Source organism: Pseudomonas sp. SJZ074 (assembly GCF_007828215.1).
Taxonomy (GTDB): domain Bacteria; phylum Pseudomonadota; class Gammaproteobacteria; order Pseudomonadales; family Pseudomonadaceae; genus Aquipseudomonas.
On record NZ_VIUE01000037.1, the window covers coordinates 22,749 to 48,608 of the forward strand.

Annotated in this window: 26 protein-coding genes; 15 read left to right on the forward strand and 11 right to left on the reverse strand. The window is 60.6% G+C overall.

The genetic code is table 11. From position 1 onward, the window contains the following. Nucleotides 1–132 precede the first annotated feature (132 nt). Together quiC and FBX99_RS25980 are read left to right on the forward strand one after the other, a co-directional pair. Nucleotides 133–2,034, forward strand: a complete 1,902-nt coding sequence (gene quiC, locus FBX99_RS25975; protein WP_144930642.1) for a 3-dehydroshikimate dehydratase QuiC — start codon at nt 133–135, stop codon at nt 2,032–2,034. A 103-nt stretch (nt 2,035–2,137) separates the two neighbouring features. Beyond that, nucleotides 2,138–2,815: a TetR/AcrR family transcriptional regulator gene (locus tag FBX99_RS25980; RefSeq protein WP_145133345.1), complete on the forward strand. Its 678-nt coding sequence runs from the start codon at nt 2,138–2,140 to the stop codon at nt 2,813–2,815. A 118-nt stretch (nt 2,816–2,933) separates the two neighbouring features. Here the strand turns inward: FBX99_RS25980 and FBX99_RS25985 are convergent, their stop codons facing one another. The 4 genes from FBX99_RS25985 to FBX99_RS26000 form a co-directional block, all read right to left on the reverse strand. Further along, entirely contained in the window at nt 2,934–3,785 is an 852-nt protein-coding gene (locus FBX99_RS25985; protein ID WP_145133347.1) for a shikimate dehydrogenase, read from the reverse strand. A 5-nt stretch (nt 3,786–3,790) separates the two neighbouring features. After that, entirely contained in the window at nt 3,791–4,231 is a 441-nt protein-coding gene (gene aroQ, locus FBX99_RS25990; protein ID WP_145133349.1) for a type II 3-dehydroquinate dehydratase, read from the reverse strand. A 312-nt stretch (nt 4,232–4,543) separates the two neighbouring features. Next, nucleotides 4,544–5,623 (reverse strand): tRNA (uridine(54)-C5)-methyltransferase TrmA, encoded by a 1,080-nt coding sequence (trmA, locus tag FBX99_RS25995; protein ID WP_144930648.1) that lies wholly within the window; start codon nt 5,621–5,623, stop codon nt 4,544–4,546. Continuing rightward, nucleotides 5,620–6,915 carry an NCS2 family permease gene (locus FBX99_RS26000; RefSeq protein WP_144930650.1) on the reverse strand — a complete coding sequence of 432 codons (1,296 nt, stop codon included), beginning with the start codon at nt 6,913–6,915 and terminating at the stop codon, nt 5,620–5,622. The genes trmA and FBX99_RS26000 overlap by 4 nt, the downstream gene beginning before the upstream one ends. A gap of 214 nt (nt 6,916–7,129) precedes the next feature. Between FBX99_RS26000 and FBX99_RS26005 the strand changes: the two genes are divergently transcribed. The 5 genes from FBX99_RS26005 to FBX99_RS26025 all read left to right on the forward strand — a co-directional run bounded on the left by FBX99_RS26005 (nt 7,130) and on the right by FBX99_RS26025 (nt 12,047). Then, a complete protein-coding gene (locus tag FBX99_RS26005; RefSeq protein ID WP_144930652.1) occupies nt 7,130–7,573 on the forward strand; it encodes a DUF4879 domain-containing protein in 444 nt (147 codons plus the stop codon). 72 nt (nt 7,574–7,645) lie between these two features. Then, the gene (locus FBX99_RS26010; protein ID WP_145133352.1) at nt 7,646–8,212 is read left to right on the forward strand and encodes a DJ-1 family glyoxalase III; all 567 of its coding nucleotides are present in this window, start codon (nt 7,646–7,648) and stop codon (nt 8,210–8,212) included. Nucleotides 8,213–8,338: 126 nt separating this feature from the next. Further along, a complete protein-coding gene (locus FBX99_RS26015) occupies nt 8,339–8,863 on the forward strand; it encodes a (2Fe-2S)-binding protein (RefSeq protein WP_144930656.1) in 525 nt (174 codons plus the stop codon). Continuing rightward, nucleotides 8,860–9,849, forward strand: a complete 990-nt coding sequence (locus tag FBX99_RS26020; RefSeq protein WP_144930658.1) for a xanthine dehydrogenase family protein subunit M — start codon at nt 8,860–8,862, stop codon at nt 9,847–9,849. Before FBX99_RS26015 ends, FBX99_RS26020 begins: the two co-directional genes overlap by 4 nt. Further along, nucleotides 9,846–12,047 (forward strand): xanthine dehydrogenase family protein molybdopterin-binding subunit, encoded by a 2,202-nt coding sequence (locus FBX99_RS26025; RefSeq protein WP_144930660.1) that lies wholly within the window; start codon nt 9,846–9,848, stop codon nt 12,045–12,047. Before FBX99_RS26020 ends, FBX99_RS26025 begins: the two co-directional genes overlap by 4 nt. Here the strand turns inward: FBX99_RS26025 and FBX99_RS26030 are convergent. Beyond that, nucleotides 12,025–13,275 (reverse strand): MFS transporter, encoded by a 1,251-nt coding sequence (locus tag FBX99_RS26030; RefSeq protein WP_144930662.1) that lies wholly within the window; start codon nt 13,273–13,275, stop codon nt 12,025–12,027. The two genes, FBX99_RS26025 and FBX99_RS26030, sit on opposite strands and share 23 nt — an antisense overlap. Nucleotides 13,276–13,758: 483 nt before the next feature. On the opposite strand from FBX99_RS26030, the gene FBX99_RS26035 reads away from it, so the two are divergent. From FBX99_RS26035 to FBX99_RS26045, 3 genes are read left to right on the forward strand one after another with little or no spacing between them, the layout of a single operon-like run. Further along, complete coding sequence (locus tag FBX99_RS26035) at nt 13,759–15,198, forward strand: cytochrome ubiquinol oxidase subunit I (RefSeq protein ID WP_144930664.1); 1,440 nt, start codon at nt 13,759–13,761, stop codon at nt 15,196–15,198. Between the two features lie 3 nt (nt 15,199–15,201). Further along, entirely contained in the window at nt 15,202–16,209 is a 1,008-nt protein-coding gene (gene cydB / locus FBX99_RS26040; protein WP_144930666.1) for a cytochrome d ubiquinol oxidase subunit II, read from the forward strand. A 20-nt stretch (nt 16,210–16,229) separates the two neighbouring features. Beyond that, a complete protein-coding gene (locus FBX99_RS26045) occupies nt 16,230–16,394 on the forward strand; it encodes a DUF2474 domain-containing protein (RefSeq protein WP_081993294.1) in 165 nt (54 codons plus the stop codon). A 51-nt stretch (nt 16,395–16,445) separates the two neighbouring features. On the opposite strand, the gene FBX99_RS26050 is transcribed toward FBX99_RS26045, so the two are convergent. The 4 genes from FBX99_RS26050 to FBX99_RS26065 form a co-directional block, all read right to left on the reverse strand. Continuing rightward, nucleotides 16,446–16,817, reverse strand: coding sequence for a GNAT family N-acetyltransferase (locus FBX99_RS26050; protein ID WP_256664128.1), 372 nt, complete (start codon nt 16,815–16,817; stop codon nt 16,446–16,448). A 144-nt stretch (nt 16,818–16,961) separates the two neighbouring features. Beyond that, nucleotides 16,962–17,363, reverse strand: a complete 402-nt coding sequence (locus tag FBX99_RS26055) for a hypothetical protein (protein WP_144930670.1) — start codon at nt 17,361–17,363, stop codon at nt 16,962–16,964. An 81-nt stretch (nt 17,364–17,444) separates the two neighbouring features. After that, nucleotides 17,445–18,575: a class I SAM-dependent methyltransferase gene (locus FBX99_RS26060; RefSeq protein WP_145133354.1), complete on the reverse strand. Its 1,131-nt coding sequence runs from the start codon at nt 18,573–18,575 to the stop codon at nt 17,445–17,447. A gap of 175 nt (nt 18,576–18,750) precedes the next feature. After that, on the reverse strand, nt 18,751–19,464 hold the full coding sequence (locus FBX99_RS26065) for an autoinducer binding domain-containing protein (protein ID WP_145133356.1): 714 nt from the start codon (nt 19,462–19,464) through the stop codon (nt 18,751–18,753). Nucleotides 19,465–19,756: 292 nt separating this feature from the next. Between FBX99_RS26065 and FBX99_RS26070 the strand changes: the two genes are divergently transcribed. Beyond that, the gene (locus FBX99_RS26070) at nt 19,757–20,533 is read left to right on the forward strand and encodes a ferredoxin--NADP reductase (RefSeq protein WP_144930676.1); all 777 of its coding nucleotides are present in this window, start codon (nt 19,757–19,759) and stop codon (nt 20,531–20,533) included. Nucleotides 20,534–20,653: 120 nt separating this feature from the next. Here FBX99_RS26070 and mscL read toward each other — a convergent pair whose 3' ends face one another. After that, nucleotides 20,654–21,067: a large-conductance mechanosensitive channel protein MscL gene (gene mscL, locus FBX99_RS26075; RefSeq protein ID WP_144930678.1), complete on the reverse strand. Its 414-nt coding sequence runs from the start codon at nt 21,065–21,067 to the stop codon at nt 20,654–20,656. 280 nt (nt 21,068–21,347) lie between these two features. Between mscL and FBX99_RS26080 the strand changes: the two genes are divergently transcribed. The 3 genes from FBX99_RS26080 to radA all read left to right on the forward strand — a co-directional run bounded on the left by FBX99_RS26080 (nt 21,348) and on the right by radA (nt 24,922). Continuing rightward, nucleotides 21,348–22,889 carry a catalase gene (locus FBX99_RS26080; protein WP_145133358.1) on the forward strand — a complete coding sequence of 514 codons (1,542 nt, stop codon included), beginning with the start codon at nt 21,348–21,350 and terminating at the stop codon, nt 22,887–22,889. Between the two features lie 73 nt (nt 22,890–22,962). Beyond that, the gene (locus tag FBX99_RS26085) at nt 22,963–23,511 is read left to right on the forward strand and encodes an ankyrin repeat domain-containing protein (RefSeq protein ID WP_145133360.1); all 549 of its coding nucleotides are present in this window, start codon (nt 22,963–22,965) and stop codon (nt 23,509–23,511) included. Between the two features lie 43 nt (nt 23,512–23,554). Continuing rightward, a complete protein-coding gene (radA, locus tag FBX99_RS26090; RefSeq protein WP_144930684.1) occupies nt 23,555–24,922 on the forward strand; it encodes a DNA repair protein RadA in 1,368 nt (455 codons plus the stop codon). Between the two features lie 96 nt (nt 24,923–25,018). Here the strand turns inward: radA and FBX99_RS26095 are convergent, their stop codons facing one another. Next, entirely contained in the window at nt 25,019–25,375 is a 357-nt protein-coding gene (locus tag FBX99_RS26095; protein WP_144930686.1) for a PilZ domain-containing protein, read from the reverse strand. A gap of 159 nt (nt 25,376–25,534) precedes the next feature. On the opposite strand from FBX99_RS26095, the gene FBX99_RS26100 reads away from it, so the two are divergent. Further along, nucleotides 25,535–25,860, forward strand: a 326-nt coding sequence (locus tag FBX99_RS26100) for a carbon starvation CstA family protein (protein ID WP_306085256.1), incomplete at its 3' end; no start/stop codon positions are given.

Sequence of the window (25,860 nt, forward strand, 5' to 3'; positions counted from 1 at the left end):
GATAATCGCCCATAAAACTAACTGGGTGGTACATATTAAATTGCTGAAAGGCATTGGCGCCTCAATAATCTGTCCACTCTTTCAAAAGCGGCGAACCTTCTGTAGCCGATGCCTGTCCCGGGAGCCGAACCCATGCAGCGTTCCATTGCCACCGTATCCTTGAGCGGTACTCTGCCGGAAAAGCTCGAAGCCATTGCCGCCGCCGGTTTCGACGGAGTGGAGATCTTCGAGAACGACCTGCTCTATTACGACGGCAGCCCTCGGGAAATCCGGCAGATGTGCGCCGACCTGGGCATCGCGATCACGCTGTTCCAGCCGTTTCGTGACTTCGAAGGTTGTCGCCGCGATCGTCTGGCCCGCAACCTGGAGCGCGCCGAGCGCAAATTCGACCTGATGCAAGAACTCGGCACCGACCTGGTGCTGGTGTGCAGCAACGCCTCGGCCGACAGCCTGGGGGACGAGCGGATGCTGGTGGATGACTTGCGACTGCTGGCCGAGCGAGCCAGTGCGCGGGGGTTGCGCATCGGTTACGAGGCGCTGGCCTGGGGGCGGCACGTGAACACTTATCAACAGGTCTGGAACATTGTGCGCCGGGCCGACCACCCCAGCCTGGGCGTCCTGCTCGACAGTTTCCACACCTTGTCCCTCAAGGGCGACCCGAGTGCCATCGCCGAGATCCCTGGCGAGAAGATTTTTTTCGTGCAGATGGCCGACGCGCCGATCCTGGCGATGGATGTGCTGGAGTGGAGCCGGCATTTCCGTTGCTTCCCGGGGCAGGGCGAATTCGACCTACCGGGGTTCCTGGCACCGATTATCAAGAGCGGCTATGCCGGGCCACTGTCGCTGGAGATCTTCAACGACGGTTTCCGCGCCGCGCCGCCACGGGCCAATGCCGCCGATGGCTTGCGTTCGTTGCTGTACCTGGAGGAGAAGACCCGCCAGCGTCTGGCCGCGGAGGCCGCGCCGCTGGACAGCCTCGATACACTGTTTGCCCCGCCACCGGCCAGTGAATACGACGGCATCGAGTTTCTTGAATTCGCCGTGGACGATAACCTTGGCGCCAAGCTGTCTCATTGGCTGGAGCGGTTGGGGTTCGTCAAGGCCGGCCAGCATCGCTCCAAGAATGTGAGCCTGCTGCGCCAGGGCGATATCAACCTGATCCTCAACTGCGAGCCGTACTCCTTTGCCCACAGTTTCTTTGAAGCCCACGGGCCGTCGCTGTGCGCCACCGCCGTGCGGCTAAAAGACAGCGCCAGCGCCCTGAAGCGGGCCGTGGATTACAAGGGGCAGCCCTATCGCGGCCTGGTGGGGCCCAATGAGTTGGAACTGGCGGCGGTGCGTGCACCGGACGGCAGCCTGATTTACCTGGTGGACCAGGAGGCGGACGTCTATGGAACGGATTTCAACCTGCAACCGGGCGCGGTCATCGGGGCCGGGCTCAAGCGCATCGACCACATGGCGATGGCGCTGCCGGCCGACAGCCTCGACAGTTGGGTGCTGTTCTACAAGAGCCTGCTGGATTTCGAAGCCGATGACGAAGTGGTGTTGCCTGACCCTTATGGCCTGGTGAAGAGCAGGGCTCTGCGCAGTCGCTGCAGTTCGATCCGCTTGCCCCTGAACATTTCCGAAAACCGCAATACCGCGATCTCGCATGCGCTGTCGAGCTATCGCGGTTCCGGCGTGCATCACATCGCCTTCGACTGTGACGACATCTTCGCCCAGGTCAGCCGCGCCAAGGAGGCCGGCGTGCCGTTGCTGGATATTCCGCTCAACTATTACGACGACCTGGCGGCACGTTTCGATTTCGACGATGAGTTTCTCAGCGAGCTGGCGTATTTCAATGTGTTGTACGACCGCGACGCTCAGGGCGGTGAACTGTTCCATGTCTATACCGAACCGTTCGAGGGGCGATTCTTCTTTGAAATCATCCAGCGCAAGAACGGTTATGCAGGCTATGGCGCGGCCAACGTCGCGGTGCGGCTGGCGGCCATGGCCAAGTCCCGCAGCGGTGGCCTGCGGCACGCCAAGTTGTAGGGAAATCGTAAACGCGGCAGCAAAACGGCAATCCTGTGCCTTCCTTCACTGCACGGTGCAGCCCATAATCGCCAGCTTGTGCAGTGATGGCCGTGAGCCCGCAATGACTATGAATCCAGAACTGTCCGATGCCCTCGACGAGCCTCTCGCCGCGCCGCGCAAGGGGCGCAAGAACAACCCGGAAAAGACCCGGGAAAACATTCTTCAGGAAGCCATCGTCGAGTTTGTCCAGCAGGGCCTGGCCGGTGCCCGGGTCGATGCCATCGCTGAGCGTATCCACACGTCCAAGCGGATGATCTACTACTACTTCAACAGCAAGGAACAGTTGTACATCGAGGTGCTGGAAAAACTCTACGGTGATATCCGCAGCACCGAGAGCCGCTTGCACCTGACGGAGCTGACACCGGTCGACGCGATCCGGCGCCTGGTGGAGTTTACCTTCGACCACCACGACCGCAATGTGGATTTCGTGCGCATCGTCTCTATCGAGAACATCCACAACGCCGAATACGTCAAGCAATCAGGCGTGATCAAGGCGATGAACAGCAGCATCCTCAACGCCCTGGATCTGATCCTGCGCCGGGGCGCCGAAGAGGGCGTATTCCGTACCGGCCTCGAACCCCGGGATGTGCATCTGCTGATCAGTTCGTTCTGTTTTCACCGCGTGTCCAACCGTCACACCTTCGGTGAGATTTTCCAGATCGATCTGGCGGATGAAGCGATCAAGCAACGTCATCGCCAGATGATTTGCGAGTCCGTGTTGCGGTATTTGCAAGCCTGAATGCAAGCGCTTGTGGGAGCGGGCTTGCTCGCGAATGGGGTTGAACAGTCACTATAGAGGTGACCTTCAAAGCGTTTTCGCGAGCAAGCCCGCTCCCACAGAGCCTGTCACCCGGCCTTCAGTGATTCATGCTGTGGAAATGCTCCAGCATCCGCTGCGCATCCGGGGCGATGCCGCTGAACAGTTCGAACGCTTTCACGGCCTGGAACACCGCCATAGTGCCGCCATCCAGCGTGCGGCACCCCAGGGCCCGGGCGCTGCGCAGCAGTTCGGTTTCCAGCGGAAAATAGACGATCTCGGCGACCCACAATTCGCCTCGCAACAACTCGACCGGCACCGGCATGCCAGGCAGCTTCGCCATGCCCATCGGGGTGGTGTTGACCAGGCCGTTCGCCTCGGCCATGGCCGTGGGCAAATCGTGTCCGGCACGGGCGCGGCCAGCGCCGAAGTGCTGGTTCAGGTTGTTGGCCAGGGCTTCGGCGCGGCTGAATTCGACATCAAAGATACTCAGGGTCTGGACACCTTCCGCCAGCAGCGCATGGGCAACGGCCGCGCCGGCACCTCCGGCGCCCATCTGCACCACGGATCGACGCAAGACATCACCGAGGCCGCGGCGAAAACCCTCGGCAAAGCCGAGGCAGTCGGTGTTGTGGCCGATGCGCTTGCCGTCCTTGAGCACCACGGTGTTCACCGCGCCAATGCCGCGCGCCTCGGCCGAGAGCTCATCGAGCAGCGGGATGATCGCCTGCTTGCAGGGGAAGGTGATGTTCAGTCCGGTGAAGCTCATGCGTTCGGCAGCGGTCAGCAGATCGGGCAGGGCACTGCTGTCGAGTTTCAACGCGTCGAGGTCGATCAGTCGATAGAGATAGCGTATGCCTTGGGCATCGCCTTCATGCTCGTGGAGCGCGGGGGTGCGAGATGCCTGGATGCCCGCGCCGATCAGGCCGGCCAGTACGGTGCTATTCAACATGCGTTTCAACCTTTCAACCGCTGACTGAAATGTTCCAGGGCCAGGCGATAGCCATGGCTGCCAAAGCCGCACATCACACCGATGGCGACGGATGAAACGAAGGAGTGGTGACGGAACGTTTCCCGGGCGTGGACGTTGGACAGGTGGACTTCGATCACCGGTACTTCGCTGGCGACCAGCGCATCGCGGATCGCCACCGACGTGTGGGTCCAGGCCGCTGGGTTGATGACGATACCGGCGCACCGGCCACGGGCGCCGTGAATCCAGTCCAGCAGCTCGCTTTCCTGGTTGGTCTGGCGAAATTCCACCGCCAGGCCGAATTCTTCAGCGGCACGGCCGCACAGCGCCGAGATATCCGCCAGGGTCTCATGGCCGTAGGTTGCAGGCTCACGGGTGCCGAGCAGGTTAAGGTTCGGGCCGTTGAGCACCAGAAGGATTGGAGGCATTGCAGTTTCTCCACTTTTTTATTGTTGGCTTCGGTCGGGTTTCAACCGGTGGAGATAAATTGTACTAGATGGTTAATTTGGTCAAAGCAAAGCCGATGACGTCGGGCAATAAGTGTTCGATGATCGAACAATGGGCTTGCCGAGGTTAAAGGGGGAGCATTGTGGCGAGGGGATTTATCCCCGCTCGAGCGCAGCGCTCGCAAGCTTTTGCAGGATTGAAGAGCTTGGGGCTGCTTCGCAGCCCAGCGGGGCGGTGCGACGTTTCGCTAAATCCCCTCGCCACAGGGAATCCTCCACCTCAAAAGGAAGGGCTTACCGCCGGGTCAGCAACACCCCGGATTCCATGTGGTGGGTCCATGGAAACTGGTCAAATAACGCGCAGCGCGTAATGCGGTGGGTGTCGTGCAGTTGTGCGATGTTCGCGGCGAGGGTTTCCGGGTTGCAGGAGATGTACAGGATGTTGTCGAAACGTCGGGTCAGCTCGCACGTGTCCGGGTCCATGCCGGCACGGGGCGGGTCGACGAAGACGCTGCCGAATGCGTAGCTTTTCAGGTCGATGCCCTGCAGGCGGCGGAACGGTCGGACTTCGTTCAAGGCTTCGGTCAGTTCTTCGGCCGACAGGCGCACCAGCGTCACGTTATCCACCGCGTTTTCACTGAGGTTGCTCAGCGCCGCGTTCACCGAAGTCTTGCTGATTTCAGTGGCCAGCACGTTGCGCACCCGGGTCGCCAGGGGCAGAGTGAAGTTGCCGTTGCCACAGTACAACTCCAGCAGGTCGTCGTTGCGATCGCCCAGGGCTTCATAGGCCCAGTTGAGCATTTTCTGGTTCACGGTGCCGTTGGGCTGAGTGAAGGCGCCTTCGGGCTGGCGATAGCTGAAGGTGCGACCGCCCACGTCCAGTTTTTCTACCACGTAGTCATGGCCGATCACTTCCCGCTTGCCCTTGGAGCGACCAATGATGCTGACGCCCAGGTCGCTCGCCAGCTTGGAGGCCGCTGCGTGCCAGTGCTCATCCAGGGGACGGTGATAACACAGGGTGATCATCGCATCGCCCGCCAGGGTGGTCAGGAATTCCACCTGGAACAGCTTGTGGCTCAGGGGCGTGCTGGCCTGCCAGGCTGCCTTGAGTTGCGGCATCAGCTGGTTGATGCGCAGGCTGGCGATCGGGAACTCTTCGATGAGGATCGGCGTGCGCTTGTCCTCCTGGGAGAACATCGCGTAATGCCGTTCGCCGGCTTCGCGCCAGAGGCGGAACTCGGCGCGCAAACGGAAGTTCTGCAGCGGCGAGTCAAACACGGCCGGCTCCGGTGCATTGAACGGGGCCAGCAGGTCGCGCAGGCGGGCGACCTTGTCTTGGAGCTGAGCGGTGTAGGCCTGGGTATCAAAAGTCATGCGTTGAACCAACCCAACTTGATCACGAACAGAATCGACAGAATGACCAGCGCCGGGTTCAGCTCACGGCCACGGCCAGACACCAGTTTGATGGCGGTCCAGGCAATGAAACCGAAGGCGATGCCGTTGGCGATGGAATAGGTGAATGGCATCGCCAGGGCAGTGATCACCACCGGGGCGGCGACGGTGATGTCGTCCCAGTCGATTTCCGCCAGGCCCGATGTCATCAGCACGGCCACGAACAACAAGGCCGGGGCGGTGGCAAAGGCTGGCACGCTGGCGGCCAGTGGCGAGAAGAACAGCGCCAGCAGGAACAGGATCGCCACGACGATGGCGGTCAGGCCGGTGCGGCCGCCGGCGCTGACGCCGGCCGCCGATTCGATGTAGCTGGTGGTGGTGGAGGTGCCCAGCAGCGAACCGGCCATGGCGGCGGTGCTGTCGGCGATCAGCGCACGGCCCATCTTCGGCATGTGGCCGTCCTTGCCCATCAGCCCGGCACGCTTGGCGACGCCGATCAGGGTGCCGGAGTTGTCGAACAGGTCGACGAAGAGGAAGGCGAAGATCACGCTGACCAGACCGATGTCCAGGGCGCCCTTGATGTCCAGTTGCAGGAAGGTCGGGGCCAGGGATGGCGGCATCGACATCACGCCGCCGAACGGGGTGAAGCCCATCAGGATCGCGACGATGGTGACCGCGAGAATGCCGATCAGTACGGCCCCGCGCACTTTCAGTGCTTCGAGGGCGACGATCAGGATGAAGCCGAGCGTGGCGAGAATCGGCGCCGGTTGCTTCAAGTCGCCAAGGCCGACCATGGTGGCCGGGTTCTTCACCACGATGCCGGCATTGCCCAGGGCGATCAGCGCCAGGAACAGGCCGATGCCGGCGGCAATGGCCGAGCGCAGGGGCAAGGGGATGCTGTTGATGATCCATTCGCGGATGCGAAAGATCGACAGCAGGAAGAACAACACGGCGGAGACGAACACCGCACCCAGCGCCACTTGCCAGGTATGGCCCATGTGCAGGACCACGGTGTAGGTGAAGAAGGCGTTCAGACCCATGCCCGGAGCGAGGGCGATCGGGTAGTTGGCGATCAGGCCCATGACCGTGGAACCGATGGCCGCCGCCAGGCAGGTGGCGACGAACACCGCGCCCTTGTCCATGCCGGTTTCGCCGAGGATGCTCGGGTTGACGAACAGAATATAGGCCATGGCCAGGAATGTCGTGACGCCCGCCAGGATCTCGGTCCGCACGTTGGTGTTGTGTGCCTTGAGTTGAAACAGCCTTTCCAGCATGTCTGCTCCCCGTGGCGCGCCGGGCGCCGTGAATGTATCGACCTCAACAGCAAAGCACAGACGGCCGATGGCGTCGGTGAGTTTTCTGCGGATCGGAAAAAGCCGCGCATCATACCAGCAGCGTGGCGATGTGACTGCGATCGTCGTCGACGTTTTACCGAAGCAAAAAGAGGGCCATACTGCGCGCGTTTCCCGAAGGTTCGATAGGTGTCCAATGAGAAGAAATCTGCTGGCAGTGGCATGCGCAGTGAGCCTGTGGTTGCCCGGTCAGGTCGTCAACGCCGCATCGGCTCCGCCCTTGAGCCAGGTCAAGGTGCTCAAGGTCGAGTCGCCGGCCTGTGGCTTCGAAGACATCGCCGAAGGGCAGGCCCAGACCCGCTGTGATCACGGTGGATCGAATATCAAGGTCTATGTGCTGGAGGTTGGCTACGGCCACCAGCCCCATGTCACGCTGGACGGTTTCGAAGTCGACGGCACCCGTTCGCCGGTGTGTGCGTTCAGCAATGGCAATCTCACCGATTGTTCCACCCGGACCCAAGTGGTCGGCTATCTGTATGTCTTCGATCTGAAGGGCAAACAGGAAGGCTCCTTCAGCTTCAGCAATACCTCGATCAACGCCCCGGGCAATCGCATGTCGACCCAGCTGTACATCAAATAGCCCACACGATGCTTGGCACGCAATCCGGCAAACCTGACTAGGCTTCCAGTAATCACTCAACGGAGAGTCGCCATGATTCCTGGAACCAAGATCCCCAGGGCCCTGATCGCCGTCGCCGAAGGGGTCGACGATTTGCAGGCCGTCACCCTGATCGATGTGCTGCGCCGGGCCCAGGTCGAAGTCGTCGTGGCGAGTATCGAAGGGCGACGGATGCTGACCTGTGCCCGCGGTACACGCCTGACGGCCGATGGCATGTTGGTGGACATGCTGGTGCAGGACTTTGACCTGATCGTCCTGCCGGGCGGCATCGTCGGTGCCCAGCACCTGGCGGCCCATCAGCCCCTGCAACAGTTGGTCAAGGACCAGGCCGCCGCCGGACGTTTCTTCGCCGCCATCGCCGAAGCGCCGGCGTTGGCGCTGCAGGCGTTTGGCGTGCTGCGCCAGCGGCGTATGACCTGCCTGCCCGCCGTCAGCCAGCAACTGTCCGGTTGCAGTTTCGTCGATCAACCCGTGGTGGTGGATGGCAACTGCATCACCGCCCAGGGCTCGGCGGCCGCCCTGGCGTTTGCCTTGACGCTGGTGGAACAGCTCAGTGGCAAAGGTGTGCGCGCCGTGGTGGCGGCGGAGTTGCTGGCCTGACTGACATCGGGCACTGTCTTTCAGACCTGCGCAATTACCTTGAACACTCACCTCACCCCGAAGTCGTACCCCTTATGACGGCGGTTTTTCAAAACGCCGCGTGTACGACCAACCGTGAGGTGTTCCATGAGCGCGACCCTGTCCGAAGCGACGCCGGCGTCCTTTGTCCGCCATCCGATCCGTCTGACACTCAATGGGCAAGTGCATGAGTTGCAGGTGTTGCCCTGGACCACATTGCTGGACCTGTTGCGCGAGCAGTTGGATCTGGTGGGCAGCAAGAAAGGCTGTGACCATGGCCAATGCGGTGCGTGTACCGTGCTGCGCGATGGCAAGCGTATCAACGCGTGCCTGACCCTGGCCGTGATGTGCGACGGCGTTGAGCTGACCACCATTGAAGGCTTGGCCGATGGCGATCGATTGCACCCTTTGCAGCAGGCTTTCATCAAGCACGACGCCTTCCAGTGTGGATACTGCACGCCTGGGCAGATCTGTTCGGCGGTGGGGCTGGTCAACGAGGGGAGGGCGCAGACGAGCGCCCACATCAGCGAGCTGATGAGTGGCAATCTTTGCCGATGCGGCGCCTACAACAATATCCGTGACGCCATCGAAGAGGCGCTCCCGCAGTGCCAGCAACAAGGGGATAACCAATGAACCCCTTCCACTACAGCAAGCCCGACACCGTGCAGGCGGCCATTGATTTGTCGAGTCCCACTTCGCGCTTCATCGCCGGGGGCACCAACCTGCTGGACCTGATGAAAGAAAACCTCACCCGCCCCGGACACCTGATTGACATTACCGGCCTGCCCCTGGCGGACCTCAGTGAAACCCCTTCCGGCGGCGTGATGATAGGTGCCTTGGTGAGCAATGCCGACCTGGCCTGGCATCCGTGGATCGAGCGTCGTTATCCGCTGTTGTCCCAGGCGATCCTGGCGGGCGCCTCGCCGCAGCTGCGCAACATGGCCAGTACCGGCGGCAACCTGCTGCAACGGACCCGCTGTTATTACTTCTATGACGCCAACGTGCCCTGCAACAAGCGCAGGCCCGGCAGTGGCTGTCCGGCGCGGGATGGACTGAACCGGATCCATGCGATTTTCGGCGCGAGCGATCATTGCGTTGCGACTCACCCTTCCGACATGTGTGTCGCACTGGCCGCCCTCGAGGCGGTGGTCCATGTCCTTGGCCGGGGCGGGGCGCGGACCATCGAGTTCGCCGACTTCCACCGCCTGCCCGGCGATGCACCGGAGCGGGACAATCAATTGGCCGATGATGAGCTGATCACCGCCATCGAATTGCCTGCCGCCGGTTTTGCCGAACACAGCCATTACCTGAAGATTCGGGACCGGGCTTCCTACGCGTTTGCGCTGGTTTCCGTGGCGGCGGCGCTGGAGCTGGATGGGCCGGTCATCCGCCAGGCGCGCCTGGCCCTGGGGGGCGTGGCCCACAAACCCTGGCGCGACCGGGCCGTGGAGAGTTGGCTGGTGGGCCAGACCGTCAGCCGCGAAACCTTCACGACCGCCGCCGATGCCCTGCTGCAAAACGCCGAGCCGTTGGCACACAACGGCTTCAAGGTCAGGCTGGCGCGCCGGGCGATCGTTCGCGCCTTGAGCGATGCCGCACTGGGAGGAGAAGCCAGATGAATGCACCGAACAAACCCATGGGGCAGCCGCTGGACCGGGTCGATGGCCTGCTCAAGGTGACGGGCCGGGCCCGTTATGCGGGCGAATACCCTGAGGAAGGCTTGCTGCACGGCAGCGTCGTGTCCGGTACTGTCGCTCGTGGCCGCGTGGTGCGCATCGATGCCTCCCGAGCCCTGGCGCTGCCCGGCGTGGTCGCGGTGATCGATCACACCAACCGGCCCAGGATCGCCAGCTATGACGAACCCTACCAGGATGCCGACGCGGCGGACGGTTCGCCGTTCCGGCCGTTGTACAACGACCAGGTGCTCTACAGTGGTCAGCCGCTGGCCTTGGTGGTTGCGGACAATCTCGAACTGGCCCATTACGCCGGTTCACTCATTGAAATCGAATATGAAGCCCAAGATCATCAGACCGATCTGACCATTTTGCAAAACGAAGCCCATCCGGCGCCGGCCGAACTGCCCAAGCCCCGTGGGAATTTTCAGGGTGAGTACGCCAGTTCTGCGATCAGCCTGGATGTCTCCTACAGCACCCCTGTGGAACATCACAACCCGATGGAGCCTCACGCCAGTACGGTGCTGTATCGACCTGATGGCAGCCTGCACATCCATGACAAGACCCAGGGCACGCAAAACTGCCAGGCCTACGTGCAAAAAGTGTTCGGGCTCGAGAAAGAACAGGTGCGCGTATTCGCCGCGTTTGTCGGCGGTGCCTTCGGCTCCGGGCTGAGGCCGCAATACCAACTGCCCCTGGCGGTGATGGCCGCGCTGGCGCTCAAGCGCTCGATACGGGTCAGCCTGACGCGCCAGCAAATGTTCACCTTCGGTTATCGGCCGCGGACCTTCCAGCGCCTGCAACTGGGCGCCGCGGCCAATGGACGGTTGCTGGCCGTGGCCCACACCGCCATCGGCCAGACGTCGCGCTTTGAAGATTTCACCGAGCACGTGGTGGAGTGGAGCGGCATGCTCTATCACTGCGACAACGTGGAGTTGACCTACAAACTGGTGCCGCTGGATGTCTATACGCCGCTGGACATGCGTGCGCCTGGCGCAGCTCTCGGGTTGATCGGCCTGGAGTGTGCCATGGACGAGCTGGCCTGTGCCTTGGCGATCGATCCGCTCCAGTTGCGGTTGATCAACTATGCCGAGCGTAACGAGAACGAAGGCAAGCCGTATTCCAGCAAGGCGTTGCGCGAATGCTATGCCGAAGGTGCCCGGCGCTTCGGCTGGGACAAGCGCAACCCGGAGCCGCGCAGCATGCGCACGGGCCGGCAACTGGTGGGCTGGGGCATGGCGGGCGGTGTCTGGGAAGCCATGCAGCAGAAGGCCAGTGCCCAGGCTTCGCTGGAGGCGGATGGCAAGCTGACCGTCAGCAGTGCCACCACGGACATCGGCACCGGCACCTACACCGTCATGACTCAGATCGCCGCCGAGGCGTCAGGGGTTGCCCTGGACGATGTCCGGTTCATCCTCGGCGATTCATCGCTGCCTACCGCACCGTTGCAAGGTGGCTCGTTCACCGTCTCGTCGGTGGGCACGGCGGTGCAACAGGCGTGTGAAGCCCTGAAGGAAAAACTGCTGGCCGTGGCCCGACAGACTTGTCCGGCCTTCAGCGGTGCGACCCTTGAGCAAGTGACATTTGCCGACGGTCAGTTGCGCTTGGGCGATGCCTGCGTGTCGTTGGCCGAGTTGGCTCGAAACAGTGGCGAGACACCGTTGCAGGCCCAGGTGACCGCCGAGCCGGACAAGAAACGCCAAGCCTATGCCACGGCCACGCACTCCGCGGTATTCGTCGAAGTGTGGGTGGACGAGGACTTGGGGACGGTGAAGGTCAATCGGGTGGTCAGTGCCATTGCGGCGGGACGGGTGATCAACCCGAAAACGTCCCGCAGCCAGATCCTGGGCGGTGTGGTCTGGGGCGTCGGCATGGCGTTGCACGAAGAGACCCTGACCGACCATGGCCTGGGGCGCCACATGAATCACAACCTTGCCGAATACCACGTGCCGGTGAATGCCGATATCGGTGACATCGATGTGGTTTTCGTCGAAGAGCCGGACGACATCGTGAACGCTCTGGGTTCCAAGGGCGTCGGTGAAATCGGTATCGTCGGCGTGGCGGCAGCGGTGGCCAATGCGATTTATCACGCCACCGGCAAGCGGGTCCGGGACTTTCCCATCACCCTGGATAAGCTGCTTTAGCGTCGTCCACCGGCTCATGCATCCGGTCGCGGTTGGCCAGGGTCGGGAACAGTTTGATCCAGGCCCCGGTCACCAACAGCGTACCGACACCGCCCATGACCACCGCCGGCACTGTGCCGAACCAGTGGGCGGTCAGGCCGGATTCGAATTCACCCAGCTGGTTCGACGCGCCGATGAACAACCCGTTCACCGCGCTGACCCGGCCGCGCATCTCATCCGGTGTTTCCAACTGCACGAAGGACGCGCGGATCACCATGCTGATCATGTCCGCCGCGCCCAGCACCACCAGCACCGCCAGGGAAAACCAGAACGACGTGGAGAGGCCGAACGCAATGGTGGCGACGCCGAACACGCCCACGGCGGTGAACATCACCCGGCCCACCTGGCGTTCCACGGCGAACCGTGCCAACCACAGCGACATCAGCAGGGCACCCACCGCCGGGGCCGAGCGCAGCAGGCCCAGGCCCCAGGGGCCGGTGAGCAGGATGTCCTTGGCGAACACCGGCAGCAGCGCCGTCGCGCCGCCCAGCAGGACCGCGAACAGATCCAGGGAAATGGCGCCGAGAATGTCCGGACGGCTGCGGATGAAACGAATCCCGGCCAGCAACGAATCCAGGGTCGCCTTGCCTTTGTTCAGCGGCGTCTGACGAGCGGGCAGGTTGAGCATCAGGCAGCAGGCGATGAGGTAGAGCACCACGGTCGGCCCATAAACCCAGACGCTGCCGAAGGCATACAGCAGGCCGCCGAGGGCCGGGGCGACGATGGTCGCCGATTGCTGGGCCGATTGCGCGGCGGCCACGGCACGGGGAAACAGGGCGGCTGGCACAATGCTCGGCAACAGTGCCTGGGTGGTCGGCATTTCGAAGGAGCGGGCGGCGCCCAGCAGGAAGGCGAGGATGAAGATCATCTCCCGCGTGACGTTGTCGGTGGCGCTACCGATCACCAGCGCCAGGGCGATCATCGCCTGCAAAGACTGGCAGAGGGCCGCGACCTTGCGCCGGTCATAGCGGTCCGCTACATGCCCGGTGTGCAACATGAACAGCACCCGCGGCGCGAACTCCACCAGCCCGACGAGGCCCAGGTCCAGGACATTGCCGGTCAGTTGATAGAGGTTCCAGCCGATGGCGACGGTGAGCATCTGAAAGCCGCTGGCGGTGAAGATCCGGGCCAGCCAGAAGGCGATGAAGGGGCGGTGGTGACGGAGCAGCGTGGGCGCTTGGCTGGGCATCGATGACGGATCCACTGATGAAGGCAGCGAGATTATCACCGAGCTGTAACTGGAAGTTGCGACCAGCGAAAAAATAGTTAGCCAGACATCGACCTATGGGTAGAACACCGAATTTCTTTTGGGAGCAAAGCTTGCTCGCGATGCTGTTCGAAGTATCCCTGAGACCTAGGTGTCTGCATCGCGGGCAAGCCATGCTTCCACAGATTTGAGCACAGCCAAGCTGCAACAGCGTTGCCAGCCACTGAGTCAACCTGTCACGCGACAAAAGACCACGCCGTTCATCGGCCAGAATGCGACTACTCTTTGAACATTGCTTGACCCAGATCAATGCCGTCCGAGGCGTTGGCCTGGCGGCCATTCGGCCAGATACCTGCGTCGTGACGGTTTTAAAAAGAACGATTTGAAAGGCATCGCACTCCATATCCGAGGGGGCAGCGATGCAGGCCCCGCCCGCAGCCGGTTTTACCTGACAGAGGAAGACTTATGTTCGGTTTGGAGGCGCTCGATCTCGCCCGGATCCAGTTCGCATTCACGATCTCGTTCCACATCCTGTTTCCGGCTATCACCATCGGCCTGGCGAGTTACCTGGCGGTACTCGAAGGCCTGTGGCTCAAGACCCGCGACGATACCTACCGCGATCTGTACCACTTCTGGTCGAAGATATTTGCCGTCAACTTCGGCATGGGGGTGGTGTCCGGATTGGTGATGGCCTATCAGTTCGGCACCAACTGGAGCCGTTTCTCGGACTTCGCCGGCGCCGTCACCGGACCGCTGCTGACCTACGAAGTACTCACGGCGTTCTTCCTCGAAGCGGGTTTTCTCGGCGTGATGTTGTTCGGTTGGAGTCGGGTCGGCCGAGGCCTGCACTTCTTTTCCACGGTCATGGTGGCGATAGGCACATTGATCTCGACATTCTGGATCCTGTCTTCCAACAGCTGGATGCAGACGCCCCAGGGCTATGAAATCGTCGATGGCCGGGTCATACCGGTGGACTGGCTGGCGGTGGTCTTCAACCCTTCGTTTCCTTACCGCCTGTTGCATATGTCCATCGCGGCGTTTGTCGCCACGGCGTTCTTCGTCGGCTCATCGGCCGCCTGGCATTTGTTGCGCGGGCGCGATACCCCGGCCATCCGCCGGATGCTGTCGATGGCGATGTGGATGGCATTGCTGGTAGCGCCGGTACAGGCAGTGATCGGCGACTTCCATGGCCTCAATACCCTCAAGCATCAACCAGCGAAGATCGCGGCCATCGAAGGCCATTGGGAAAACGTCGGCAACGAGCCCACGCCGCTGATCCTGTTCGGACTGCCGGACATGAAGGCGGAGAAGACCCGCTTCGCCGTGGAAATTCCTTACCTGGGCAGCCTGATCCTGACCCATAGCCTGGACAAGCAGGTGCCGGCCCTCAAGGAATTCCCGCCCGAGGACCGACCGAATTCGACCATCGTGTTCTGGTCGTTCCGGGTCATGGTGGGCCTGGGCCTGCTGATGATTTTCACCGGCCTGTGCAGCCTCTGGTTGCGCCGCAACGACCGGCTCTATCAATCGCGGCCGTTTCTCCACCTGGTGCTATGGATGGGCCCGTCCGGTCTGGTCGCGATCCTGGCCGGCTGGTTCACCACCGAGATCGGTCGCCAACCGTGGGTGGTCTACGGCCTGATGCGTACGGCCGATGCGTCGTCGGGGCATAGCTTCACTCAGATGAGTATCACCCTGGTGTTGTTCGTCGTGGTCTATTTCGCGCTGTTCGGTGCCGGCCTGAGCTACATGATGCGCCTGGTGCGCAAGGGGCCGGTGGCCCACGAGGCCGAGCCGACCGATGGCGGCCCGGGCCAGAAACGTACCCCGGCGCGGCCACTGTCGGCCGCCAACGAGGGCGACGAAGAGATGGACCACAACGACCGCTCGAACAAGGGGAATTGAGTCATGGGTATTGATCTTCCGCTGATCTGGGCCGTGGTCATCATCTTCGGCATCATGATGTACGTGATCATGGACGGTTTCGACCTGGGAATCGGCATTCTCTTCCCCTTCATCAGGGGCGAGCGCGACCGCGACGTGATGATGAATACCGTGGCACCGGTCTGGGACGGTAATGAAACCTGGCTGGTGCTCGGCGGTGCCGGCCTGTTCGGGGCGTTTCCACTGGCCTACTCGGTGGTGCTGTCGGCGCTGTATCTGCCGCTGATCCTGATGCTCATCGGCCTGATTTTTCGTGGTGTCGCCTTCGAGTTCCGCTTCAAGGCCAAGGCTGAAAAGCGACATCTCTGGGACAAGGCGTTCATTGGTGGTTCGTTGACGGCCACTTTCTTCCAGGGCGTGGCGCTGGGCGCGTTCATCGATGGATTCCAGGTGGTCAATCGCCAGTTCGCCGGCGGGTCCCTGGACTGGCTCACGCCGTTCACCATGTTCTGCGGCCTGGCGTTGATCGCAGCCTATGCCTTGCTCGGGTGTACCTGGCTGATCATGAAGACCGAGGGCAAACTGCAGGAGCAGATGCACGACCTCGCCAGGCCGCTGGCGTTCGTGGTGCTGGCGGTGATCGGCATCGTCAGCCTCTGGACACCGCTGGCCCACGCCGATATCGCCGCGCGCTGGTTCACCCTGCCGAACCTGTTCTGGTTCCTGCCGGTGCCGATCCTGGTACTGGTGACCATGTACGGGTTATTCCGCGCGGTCGCCCGCAACGCGCACTACACGCCGTTCATCCTGACGCTGGTGCTGATATTCCTCGGCTACAGTGGCCTGGGCATCAGCCTGTGGCCGAACATCGTGCCACCATCCATCTCAATCTGGGACGCCGCCTCGCCGCCCCAGAGCCAGGGGTTCATGTTGGTGGGTACGCTGTTCATCATTCCGTTGATCCTGGTGTACACCTTCTGGAGCTACTACGTGTTCCGCGGCAAGGTGACCCATGACGACGGCTACCATTGATCGAGCTGCGAGGTATTGAAATGGCCAAGCCGGACTTGAAGGACATCGAAGCCGCCGAACGCAAGCCGCTCTGGCAGCGTCTCGGTTGGCTGGCGGGAATCTGGATGGGGAGCGTGCTGGCGCTGTTCATCGTCGCCAGCCTGATGCGGATGTTCATGAATGCTGCGGGGCTGACGACTCACTGAGAAGGTAGTCGTGTGCGCAATGGCGTTGCCGATTGAGTGTCTGGACTGAAGTTAGCCCTGCTTGAATGCCTGAATCAGAGTTGCGGTGGAAAGCAGCAGTCGCAGCGGGCTATTTGTCGATGGTACGAAACCAAGCTTGTTCTGATAGTAATCGGCGGCATCCAAGTCTTTGGCGTCGACAACGATAAACGCCACACCTGATTGCTTGGAAACCGCATACACGCGTCGGAAGAAATCAGACATCAGCCGCTGGCCAAGCCCTTTTCTCCTCATACTCTTGTCAACAGCCAGGCGACTCAGCAGCACCGCCGGCATGGGATACCGAGGCACCTTCTTTCTTTGCTCTTCGTTGAGTTCACTGAGGGCCACAGAGGTATTCGCCAAGCTATAGTAGCCTCGCAATACTCTGTCTTCGACGTACATGAATGTGCGTGAGATATTGCGTTTCTCGTCTTGCCCAGCATGTTAGGCGATATATGTGTTTAAAGCGGGGTGTACTTCGCAGTCAAACGCAGAGCGATCAATCGACCTGTCGAAATCGACGGTGATGAAATCCATTGAAAGCCCTCACCGCAAGGTAAGCAGATTGCGAAGAGCCTCAGTGGGCTCTGGAGGGTTGTCGAGCAATTGATATGCAGTGTCGGCATCAAGCCGGGTCATCCCCTCGACATCAAAATCAAGAGCCTTTTCTTCATGCGCGACAGAGCGGACGGCCAATGCAGCAACTACCCTCTTGAGTTCTGCCAGCTCGCGCTCAACGTCCGACAAGTGAAGCGCACGTACTGAGCGCCCCTTAGGTATCCCATGCCCCAATATTCGACCAGCGAGGCTTTGCGTGGCATGCCGCTCAACCACGGCATCAGCATTTGACAGGAAAGCCGTTACCCGACCGTCCTTGTCTCGGATGGTAATCGAGGTCTTTTTGCCCGCTGCAAGCCGCGTAGTTTTCCGTTGAGCTGGCTTGTTCACGCTGTACCCTCTAAATATGCTCTGGACTCTAGCATATTTCGCTTGAGGCTTAATTCCTTGCCTTCAAACAACAATGGCAAATTATTTCCGAGCCTTGAGAATCACGAACTTCGGCGTGGCGGCCACTTGCTCGACGCTGCGGAATAGCCGCGCCAGTTTGCTGTGATAGCCCAGGTGCCGGTTGCCGACGATGTACAGCGCACCGCCGACCACCAGCGCTTCACGAGCCTGCTGGAACATCCGCCAGGCCAGGAAGTCGCCCACCACCTGCTGTTGATGGAACGGTGGATTGCACAGCACCACGTCCAGCGACTGTGCTTGTTGCCCGGACAGGCCGTCGCCGGCCCGTACGGTGACCTCGCGCTCGCCCAGGGCCGCTCGCCAGTTCTGCGCGGCCGATTGCACGGCCATGAAGGACTCGTCCACCAACGTGTAATGGGCTTCGGGGTTGCGCAGGGCGCTGGCAATGGCCAGCACGCCGTTGCCGCAGCCCAGGTCAGCGACCCGGGCTGTCCCCAGGTTTGTGGGCAGATGCGGCAAAAACGCCCGGGTGCCGATGTCCAGTCCTTCGCGGCAGAACACATTGGCGTGGTTGAGCAATTCAATCTTCGGCTCGTCCAGCCAGTAGCGGGTGGGGTAGGGCGATACCTGCGGGGCTGACGAGGCGGCTTGCGGCGTGGCGATCAACAGGCGAGCCTTCTTGACCGCCAGCGAGGCCTGCACCGGACCGATGTAACGCTCCAACAGGTCGCCGGCCGCCCGTGGCAGGTGCTTGATCATCGCGCCCGCCACCACTTGGGCGCCGGGGGCCAGTTGGCCTTGCAGGCGAATCAGTTGTTCTTCCAGCAGGGCCAGGGTCTTTGGCACTTTGATCAGGACGCGGTCGAAGGGCCCGGTCAACGGTTCACTGGCCGGGAGTGTCGGCACCGCATCGAAGGGGCGTCCGTTACGGACCAGATTTTTCTGCAATGCTTGCAAGGCCAGGAACGAGTCGCTGCTGCTGATTACTTCAACCTGGCCGGCCAGGCTGGCGGCGAGGGCACCGAAACCGTCATTGAGCACCAGGACCCGAGTATTTGCAGCCGGTCGCTGTTCGGCCAGATGGGCGAGCAGGTACTCATCGGCTGCATCGAAAGCTTGCAGCGGTTCGTTCGGTTGTTCGGGTTGGCGGATCAGATCGAGTTGAGCGAAGGGGCTGGCAAGCAAAGGCATGGTGGGGACTCTGGCAATCGACGAATGTCCCGCTGCCCTGAGGCAGGTGTTTCAGCGGGGCCGCTTGAATGAACTGCATCGTGCTGAGGACGACATCATTCAAGTGGGGCCGTGATGGTACTTTTTTTTGCTGTGCAATACCCAAGGGTTTTCAAGTCGAGGAGGCCGATCCGTATCAGATCACGTGGATGTGAGCTGCCTTGGCCACGGCTGAAATCTTATTGTTGACGTTCAGCTTTCGCATGCAACTGCAGACATGAAAGTTCACCGTACGTTCGGATAGACACAGTATCCTGCCGACTTCCGACGCGGTCTTCCCTTCGGCTGACCATCTCAGGACTTCGATTTCCCTCGGTGACAAATGGTATTTCTGCGTGGTCGTAGTGGTGTCTGCCATTTTCTTGCTCGCCAGCGCATGCAGCCTTTGACTGGCGAAGATGGCGTAACCCAGGTTCCCATAATGCTCCTCGATATCGATAGGGCTATGAGTCCGAGCGAGGCTGAACAGGCTGCAATAACCCCCGTGTTCGTCATGAACGGCCTGTGTCCAACCATACCGCAGACCTTGTCGATTCAGTTCGAGCCATAACTTCGGAGCCTGGGCAAAAAGGCTCTCATCCCAAAGAATGGGAAGAGGCGATTGATTGCAGTGTGCTACTACCGGGTCGCAGGAGGCATAACCATTCTGTTCATATAACCTGTCCCAGCCATAGGGGTAGTTATTCAGGTTCACCTTGCTGGCATGTTTATCCGGACTGCCGAGATAAGACGCAAATGCGCAGAATTCAAAGCCTTGATTATTAAAGAAATTCAGGACCAGGCGATAGGCTGTCTGCAGGTCTTTTTCGCAAGATAACTTCCTTAACTGTAAGTCCTTCCACTTGTCCATCGTCTTCTCCTGGATTGACGTTCAGCGGCGTGGATCCAATATGCTGCGAAAGGACAGTGTAGGACTTTTCCTACGCGGTAGTTAGAATTTTTAATTTCACAGATTACGGATGGTACTTACGAAAATACCGCGTAGAGTTGGTCCTGTTACAAGGTTCTCATGTTTGTATAGCTTTGGTAGATGTTTCAAACAGTGAATAGAACAGTAGTAATTAAAATGCCACTACTCTTTGTCGGTGGTTAATGCGCGCACTTTGCGGGACACTGTGATCCTCGTCCCTTTGGAGTGGCTCATGACCGACAGCGCAGAGAAGTTCACCCGTCAGACCCTGATGGACGTGCAACCATTGACCTCCCATTTGTTTACCTTGCGCACCACCCGGGATCGTGGCTTTCGTTTCCGGGCGGGGCAGTTCGCCCGTTTGGGGGTGGCCAAGGCGGACGGTAATACTGTCTGGAGGGCCTATTCCATGGTGTCTTCGCCGTTCGACGAGTTTCTCGAATTTTTTTCCATCGTCGTTCCGGATGGCGAGTTCACCAGTGAACTCAGCCGTTTGAAACCGGATGACAGCCTGTTGGTAGATCGCCAGGCATTTGGTTACCTGACGCTTGACCGCTTCGTTGATGGACGGGATTTATGGCTACTGTCCACCGGGACGGGAGTGGCGCCGTTTCTTTCGATTCTCCAGGATTTCGAGGTATGGGAAAGATTCGAGCGGATTACCCTCGTGTACAGTGTTCGCGAGGCCAAGGAGCTGGCGTATCAGGCACTTATTGATGGGTTGGGCCAGCGCGATTACCTGGCCGAGCACGCCCACAAGTTTCGTTTTATCGCAACCGTGACCCGGGAGCAGCATCCCGGGGCATTGAACGGACGTATCACGACGCTGCTGGAAAATGGCGAGTTGGAGCGAGCGGCGGGGGTCACGCTGACGCCGGAGCATTCGCGGGTCATGTTGTGCGGCAATCCGCAGATGATCGATGACACGCGCAAGCTGCTCAAGGCCAGGGGCCTGCAACTGAGCCTTTCCCGGCGGCCGGGCCAGGTGGCGGTGGAAAACTATTGGTAGGCCAGTGCCAGCAGGAAGCTTGTGGCGAGGGAGCTTGCTCCCGCCGGGCTGCGCAGCAGCCCCAAGTCAGGGCTGCTGATAGACAGTGTTCAATTGACGAACCACCTCAGCAAATAGCGCTCAGGACCTTTCGTTCTGGGCCTTGAGCAGGTCGCGAATCTCACTCAGCAACAGTTCTTCCTTGCTGGGAACTGGTGGCGCACTCGGGGCAACGGCCTCTTCACGCTTGAGACGGTTGATTGCCTTGACGCCCATGAAGATGGCGAACGCAACGATGATGAAATCGATGGTGCTCTGGATGAATTTGCCGTAGGCCAGCACCACCGCCGGTGTGTCACCTTGGGCAGCCTTGAGGGTGATGGCCAGGTCACTGAAGTCCACCCCGCCAATCAGCAGGCCGATTGGCGGCATGACCACGTCGCCAACAAATGACGAAACGATTTTGCCGAAAGCGGCGCCGATGATGATCCCGACGGCCATGTCGACGACATTGCCTTTGACCGCGAAGGCCTTGAACTCGCTTAACATGCCCATGAATGGTTCCTTGTGACAAATGAGTTGAGTGGCAGTGTAATCCAGTCAAACGCACCTCGCTCGACACGTCTACTTACAAAGCTCCCCAGCTATCGACCTGGCTTCCCGCTAAAGGTTTACAAAGTGCTATCAATCGCGCGTGATACCCGGTTTCAAGTGGGCTCCCTATAAGGTTTTCTCTATCAGTGCGGTATGGCATTTCTATTTAGGTTTTGCTTTTTCGAGCACTAGCCTCTGACAAGCGCACATGGATGCGCTCTATAACATCAGAGGAAATTCTATGAACACTTCCCTTGGCGGCGGGACTCTTCCCCAACGTCGCGCCCTTTTTGTGCTGACCGCTGGCCTGCTGTCTTTTTCCGTCAACGCTGCCACCCTGACCCGCGATAACGGGGCCGCTGTCGGCGACAACCAGAACTCGCAGACGGCAGGCCCCAATGGGCCGACTTTGCTGCAGGACGTGCAGCTGATCCAGAAACTCCAGCGTTTCGATCGTGAGCGCATTCCCGAGCGCGTGGTGCATGCCCGTGGCACCGGTGCCCATGGCACCTTTACCGTGTCCAACGACCTCAGTGATCTGACCAAGGCGAAGGTCTTTGCGGCAGGGCAGGTCACTCCCGTATTCGTGCGTTTTTCTGCCGTGGTGCATGGCAATCATTCGCCGGAAACCCTGCGTGACCCCCGTGGTTTTGCCACCAAGTTCTACACGGCCGACGGTAACTGGGACCTGGTTGGGAACAACTTCCCGACCTTCTTCATTCGCGACGCCATCAAGTTTCCGGACATGGTCCATGCCTTCAAACCCGATCCACGGACCAACCTGGACGACGATTCACGTCGTTTCGACTTCTTCTCCCATGTACCAGAAGCAACTCGGACACTGACCGAGTTGTACTCAAACTCCGGTACTCCGGCGAGTTACCGTGAAATGGACGGTAATGGCGTGCATGCCTACAAGTTGGTGAATGCCAAGGGCGAAGTTCATTACGTCAAGTTCCATTGGAAAAGTCTGCAGGGCCTGAAGAATCTCGATCCGAAAGAAGTTGTGAAGGTTCAAGGGCAGGATTACAGCCACATGACCAACGACTTGGTCAGCCATATCAATAAGGGTGACTTTCCGAAGTGGGACTTGTATGTCCAGGTCCTGAACCCGCAGGACTTGTCCAAGTTCGATTTCGACCCGCTGGATGCCACCAAGATCTGGCCGGGCGTGCCTGAGCGTAAAGTCGGGCAAATGGTCTTGAACCGCAATCCGGCCAATGTCTTCCAGGAAACCGAACAGGTGGCGATGGCCCCGGCCAATCTGGTTCCCGGTATCGAGCCTTCGGAAGATCGTCTGTTGCAGGGCCGGGTGTTTTCCTATGCCGATACGCAAATGTACCGGATAGGCGCCAATGCCCTGCAATTGCCGATCAACGCCCCCAAGGTGGCGGTGAACACCGGTAACCAGGACGGCGCGATGAACCCGGGGAGCACCAGCACCGGGGTGAATTACCAGCCGAGCCGCCTGATGCCCCGCGAGGAGCTGCAATCGGCGCGCTACAGCCAGACCGCGTTGAGCGGCAGTACCCAGCAGGCGAAGATCCAGCGCGAGCAGAACTTCAAGCAGGCCGGCGACCTGTACCGCTCGTTCAGCCAGAAGGAGCGCAATGACCTGATCGAAAGCTTCGGCGGCTCATTGGCCACCACCGATGACGATAGCAAGCACATCATCCTGTCGTTCCTCTACAAGGCCGACCCGGAATATGGCACTGGCGTGGCCCGTGTCGCCAAGGGTGACCTGGCCCGCGTCAAGGCGCTGGCGGAAAAACTGACCGACTGATCCATAGGTCAGGTACATGCCCTGTGGGAGCAAGGTCTGCTCCCACAGTCCTGTGTCAAAAGGAGGCACCGTGATGCGTTATTTCCTGTGTTCGTTGCTTGCCACCTGGTCATTGGCCGCGTTGGCCGATCAGTCCCTGCCGACCGATCCGGCAGTTGTACAAGAAGAGCTGCAAACCTATTACTTCGATGCCGCCCGTCGGGGTGATGTGTCCATGCTCGATGCCTTTATCGACGCTCATTACTCGCTCAATACCCAGGACGAAAAGGGCTACACCGCCCTGATCCTGGCGGCTTACCACGGTCACGGCCCTGCGGTGGAGCGGCTGCTGGCCGCGGGGGCCGATGCCTGTGTCCAGGACAAGCGCGGCAACACGGCGTTGATGGGGGCCATTTTCAAGGGGGAAGTGCAGATCGCGCGGCGCCTGTTATCCACCGATTGCAGCCCGGATCAGCGCAACGGCGCCGGGCAGACCGCCGCCATGTATGCCGGCCTGTTCAACCGTGTCGAGCTGCTCGATGCCTTGAAGGCCAAGGGCGCCGACATGGACGCTGCGGACCCGTTGGGCAATACGGCGGCGAATCTGGTCAGCGGTGAAATCAGAATGCCGGCCCCGCGCTGACCCTCGCCTGGGCTATCATCGCGGTTTTTCTCCCGGAGTTCAGATGGCCAAGGCAAAGCGCATGTACGGCTGCACCGAGTGCGGCTCGACCTTTCCCAAATGGGCCGGCCAGTGCGGTGAGTGCGGCGCCTGGAACACCTTGACCGAAACCATGGTGGAAAGTGGCGCTGCCGCGGCGCCCACCGGACGCACCGGGTGGGCCGGCCAGCAGGCGCAGATCAAGACCCTGGCCGAAGTCAGCGTCGAGGAGATCCCGCGATTTTCCACCGCGTCCGGTGAACTGGACCGTGTGTTGGGTGGCGGTCTGGTGGACGGCTCGGTGGTCTTGATCGGCGGCGACCCAGGGATTGGCAAATCCACCATCCTGCTGCAAACCTTGTGCAACATCGCCACGCGCATGCCGGCGCTGTACGTCACTGGCGAAGAGTCTCAGCAGCAAGTCGCCATGCGTGCCCGGCGCCTGGGGCTGCCCCAGGATCAGTTGCGGGTCATGACCGAAACCTGCATCGAAACCATCATCGCCACGGCGCGCCTGGAAAAGCCCAAGGTGATGGTGATCGACTCGATCCAGACGATTTTCACCGAACAGTTGCAATCGGCGCCGGGCGGTGTGTCCCAGGTGCGTGAAAGCGCGGCGTTGTTGGTGCGTTACGCCAAGCAGAGCGGCACGGCGATTTTCCTGGTGGGTCATGTCACCAAGGAAGGCGCGCTGGCGGGGCCGCGGGTGCTGGAGCATATGGTCGATACCGTGTTGTATTTCGAGGGCGAGTCCGATGGGCGTCTGCGGTTGTTGCGGGCGGTGAAGAATCGCTTTGGCGCCGTGAATGAGCTGGGTGTGTTCGGTATGACCGACAGGGGCCTGAAAGAAGTCTCCAATCCTTCGGCAATTTTTTTGACGCGTGCCCAGGAAGAAGTACCGGGCAGCGTGGTCATGGCGACCTGGGAAGGCACTCGACCAATGTTGGTGGAGGTGCAGGCGCTGGTGGATGACAGTCACCTGGCGAACCCGCGCCGGGTCACCCTGGGGCTGGATCAGAACCGGCTCGCGATGCTACTGGCCGTACTGCATCGGCACGGCGGCATTCCTACCCACGACCAGGACGTTTTTCTCAATGTGGTGGGCGGCGTGAAGGTACTGGAAACCGCCTCCGACCTGGCGTTGATGGCAGCGGTCATGTCCAGCCTGCGCAATCGACCGTTGCCCCATGACCTGCTGGTATTCGGTGAAGTCGGCCTGTCGGGCGAAGTCCGGCCGGTGCCCAGCGGGCAGGAGCGACTCAAGGAGGCAGCCAAGCATGGCTTCAAGCGCGCTATCGTGCCCAAGGGCAACGCACCGAAGGAAGCGCCGCAGGGGTTGCAGATCATTGCCGTGACGCGGTTGGAGCAGGCGTTGGATGCGTTGTTTGAGTAAACAAAGGCTGTGCAGTGGCCTTTGTGTGGGTTTTTTGTGGCAAGGGGATTTATCCCCGCTGGGCTGCATGGCAGCCCTCAACAGGCCTGGTCGATTTTAAACCTGAATCAACGCCGCCAATTCCCGCTCCAGCTCATCATGATCGGCCAGGTTCAGCTCCACCAGCCGACGCAGGTGGGCGATGGAGTCGAGGTCGATATGCTCGCAGACGAAGCCCAGGTGGTCGTGGTCGTCGTGGGCCAACCGAACCTCCATCCTCAACTTCACGTCATTGCCCAGGTGGATGTTGGCGACGAAGGTTTTTTCAGGATTGCCCTGCCAGGGTTCGGGCTTTTCGATCAACAGGCCCTTCAGGGACAGGTCCAGCAATTCCACTGGCCAAGTGTATGGGGGCTGGCTCAGTTCGGTCCTGGCATGAAACTCGATTCGTACGAAGCGGCGGCGTTCGCTCATTGCCCAATCCCTCTGAAGATTCACTGACTATAGACCCAACTGGCGCGTCGCTGGCACCGTTTGGCCGATGACAGACGAATGTCGGGTATGGCCTTTGCTGCCGTTAGAGCTAAACTTCGGTGGCTGTCTTTCTTGTCCACCCCTGGCTGGAATATAAAAATGAAAAACAATAATAGCCTGCTGCGCCATCTGCCCTGGCTCCTGCTGGCCGTTGTAGGAGCGTGCGCCCTGGGCGTAGTGGCCTTGCGCCGAGGCGAGGCGATCAACGCCCTCTGGATCGTCGTCGCAGCCGTGGCCATCTACCTGGTCGCCTATCGCTACTACAGCCTCTTCATCGCCAACAACGTGATGCAACTCGATGCGCGCCGGGCCACCCCTGCCGTGCTCAACAACGATGGCCTGGACTTCGTCCCGACCAACAAGCACATCCTCTTCGGTCACCACTTCGCCGCCATTGCCGGCGCGGGGCCGCTGGTCGGGCCGGT

Bases quoted from the DNA above. Each gene is read 5' to 3' on its own strand.
- quiC (WP_144930642.1), top strand. From the start codon at position 133: ATGCAGCGTTCCATTGCCACCGTATCCTTGAGCGGTACTCTGCCGGAA.
- FBX99_RS25980 (WP_145133345.1), top strand. From the start codon at position 2,138: ATGACTATGAATCCAGAACTGTCCGATGCCCTCGACGAGCCTCTCGCC.
- FBX99_RS25985 (WP_145133347.1), bottom strand. From the start codon at position 3,785: ATGTTGAATAGCACCGTACTGGCCGGCCTGATCGGCGCGGGCATCCAG.
- aroQ (WP_145133349.1), bottom strand. From the start codon at position 4,231: ATGCCTCCAATCCTTCTGGTGCTCAACGGCCCGAACCTTAACCTGCTC.
- trmA (WP_144930648.1), bottom strand. From the start codon at position 5,623: ATGACTTTTGATACCCAGGCCTACACCGCTCAGCTCCAAGACAAGGTC.
- FBX99_RS26000 (WP_144930650.1), bottom strand. From the start codon at position 6,915: ATGCTGGAAAGGCTGTTTCAACTCAAGGCACACAACACCAACGTGCGG.
- FBX99_RS26005 (WP_144930652.1), top strand. From the start codon at position 7,130: ATGAGAAGAAATCTGCTGGCAGTGGCATGCGCAGTGAGCCTGTGGTTG.
- FBX99_RS26010 (WP_145133352.1), top strand. From the start codon at position 7,646: ATGATTCCTGGAACCAAGATCCCCAGGGCCCTGATCGCCGTCGCCGAA.
- FBX99_RS26015 (WP_144930656.1), top strand. From the start codon at position 8,339: ATGAGCGCGACCCTGTCCGAAGCGACGCCGGCGTCCTTTGTCCGCCAT.
- FBX99_RS26020 (WP_144930658.1), top strand. From the start codon at position 8,860: ATGAACCCCTTCCACTACAGCAAGCCCGACACCGTGCAGGCGGCCATT.
- FBX99_RS26025 (WP_144930660.1), top strand. From the start codon at position 9,846: ATGAATGCACCGAACAAACCCATGGGGCAGCCGCTGGACCGGGTCGAT.
- FBX99_RS26030 (WP_144930662.1), bottom strand. From the start codon at position 13,275: ATGCCCAGCCAAGCGCCCACGCTGCTCCGTCACCACCGCCCCTTCATC.
- FBX99_RS26035 (WP_144930664.1), top strand. From the start codon at position 13,759: ATGTTCGGTTTGGAGGCGCTCGATCTCGCCCGGATCCAGTTCGCATTC.
- cydB (WP_144930666.1), top strand. From the start codon at position 15,202: ATGGGTATTGATCTTCCGCTGATCTGGGCCGTGGTCATCATCTTCGGC.
- FBX99_RS26045 (WP_081993294.1), top strand. From the start codon at position 16,230: ATGGCCAAGCCGGACTTGAAGGACATCGAAGCCGCCGAACGCAAGCCG.
- FBX99_RS26050 (WP_256664128.1), bottom strand. From the start codon at position 16,817: ATGTACGTCGAAGACAGAGTATTGCGAGGCTACTATAGCTTGGCGAAT.
- FBX99_RS26060 (WP_145133354.1), bottom strand. From the start codon at position 18,575: ATGCCTTTGCTTGCCAGCCCCTTCGCTCAACTCGATCTGATCCGCCAA.
- FBX99_RS26065 (WP_145133356.1), bottom strand. From the start codon at position 19,464: ATGGACAAGTGGAAGGACTTACAGTTAAGGAAGTTATCTTGCGAAAAA.
- FBX99_RS26070 (WP_144930676.1), top strand. From the start codon at position 19,757: ATGACCGACAGCGCAGAGAAGTTCACCCGTCAGACCCTGATGGACGTG.
- mscL (WP_144930678.1), bottom strand. From the start codon at position 21,067: ATGGGCATGTTAAGCGAGTTCAAGGCCTTCGCGGTCAAAGGCAATGTC.
- FBX99_RS26080 (WP_145133358.1), top strand. From the start codon at position 21,348: ATGAACACTTCCCTTGGCGGCGGGACTCTTCCCCAACGTCGCGCCCTT.
- FBX99_RS26085 (WP_145133360.1), top strand. From the start codon at position 22,963: ATGCGTTATTTCCTGTGTTCGTTGCTTGCCACCTGGTCATTGGCCGCG.
- radA (WP_144930684.1), top strand. From the start codon at position 23,555: ATGGCCAAGGCAAAGCGCATGTACGGCTGCACCGAGTGCGGCTCGACC.
- FBX99_RS26095 (WP_144930686.1), bottom strand. From the start codon at position 25,375: ATGAGCGAACGCCGCCGCTTCGTACGAATCGAGTTTCATGCCAGGACC.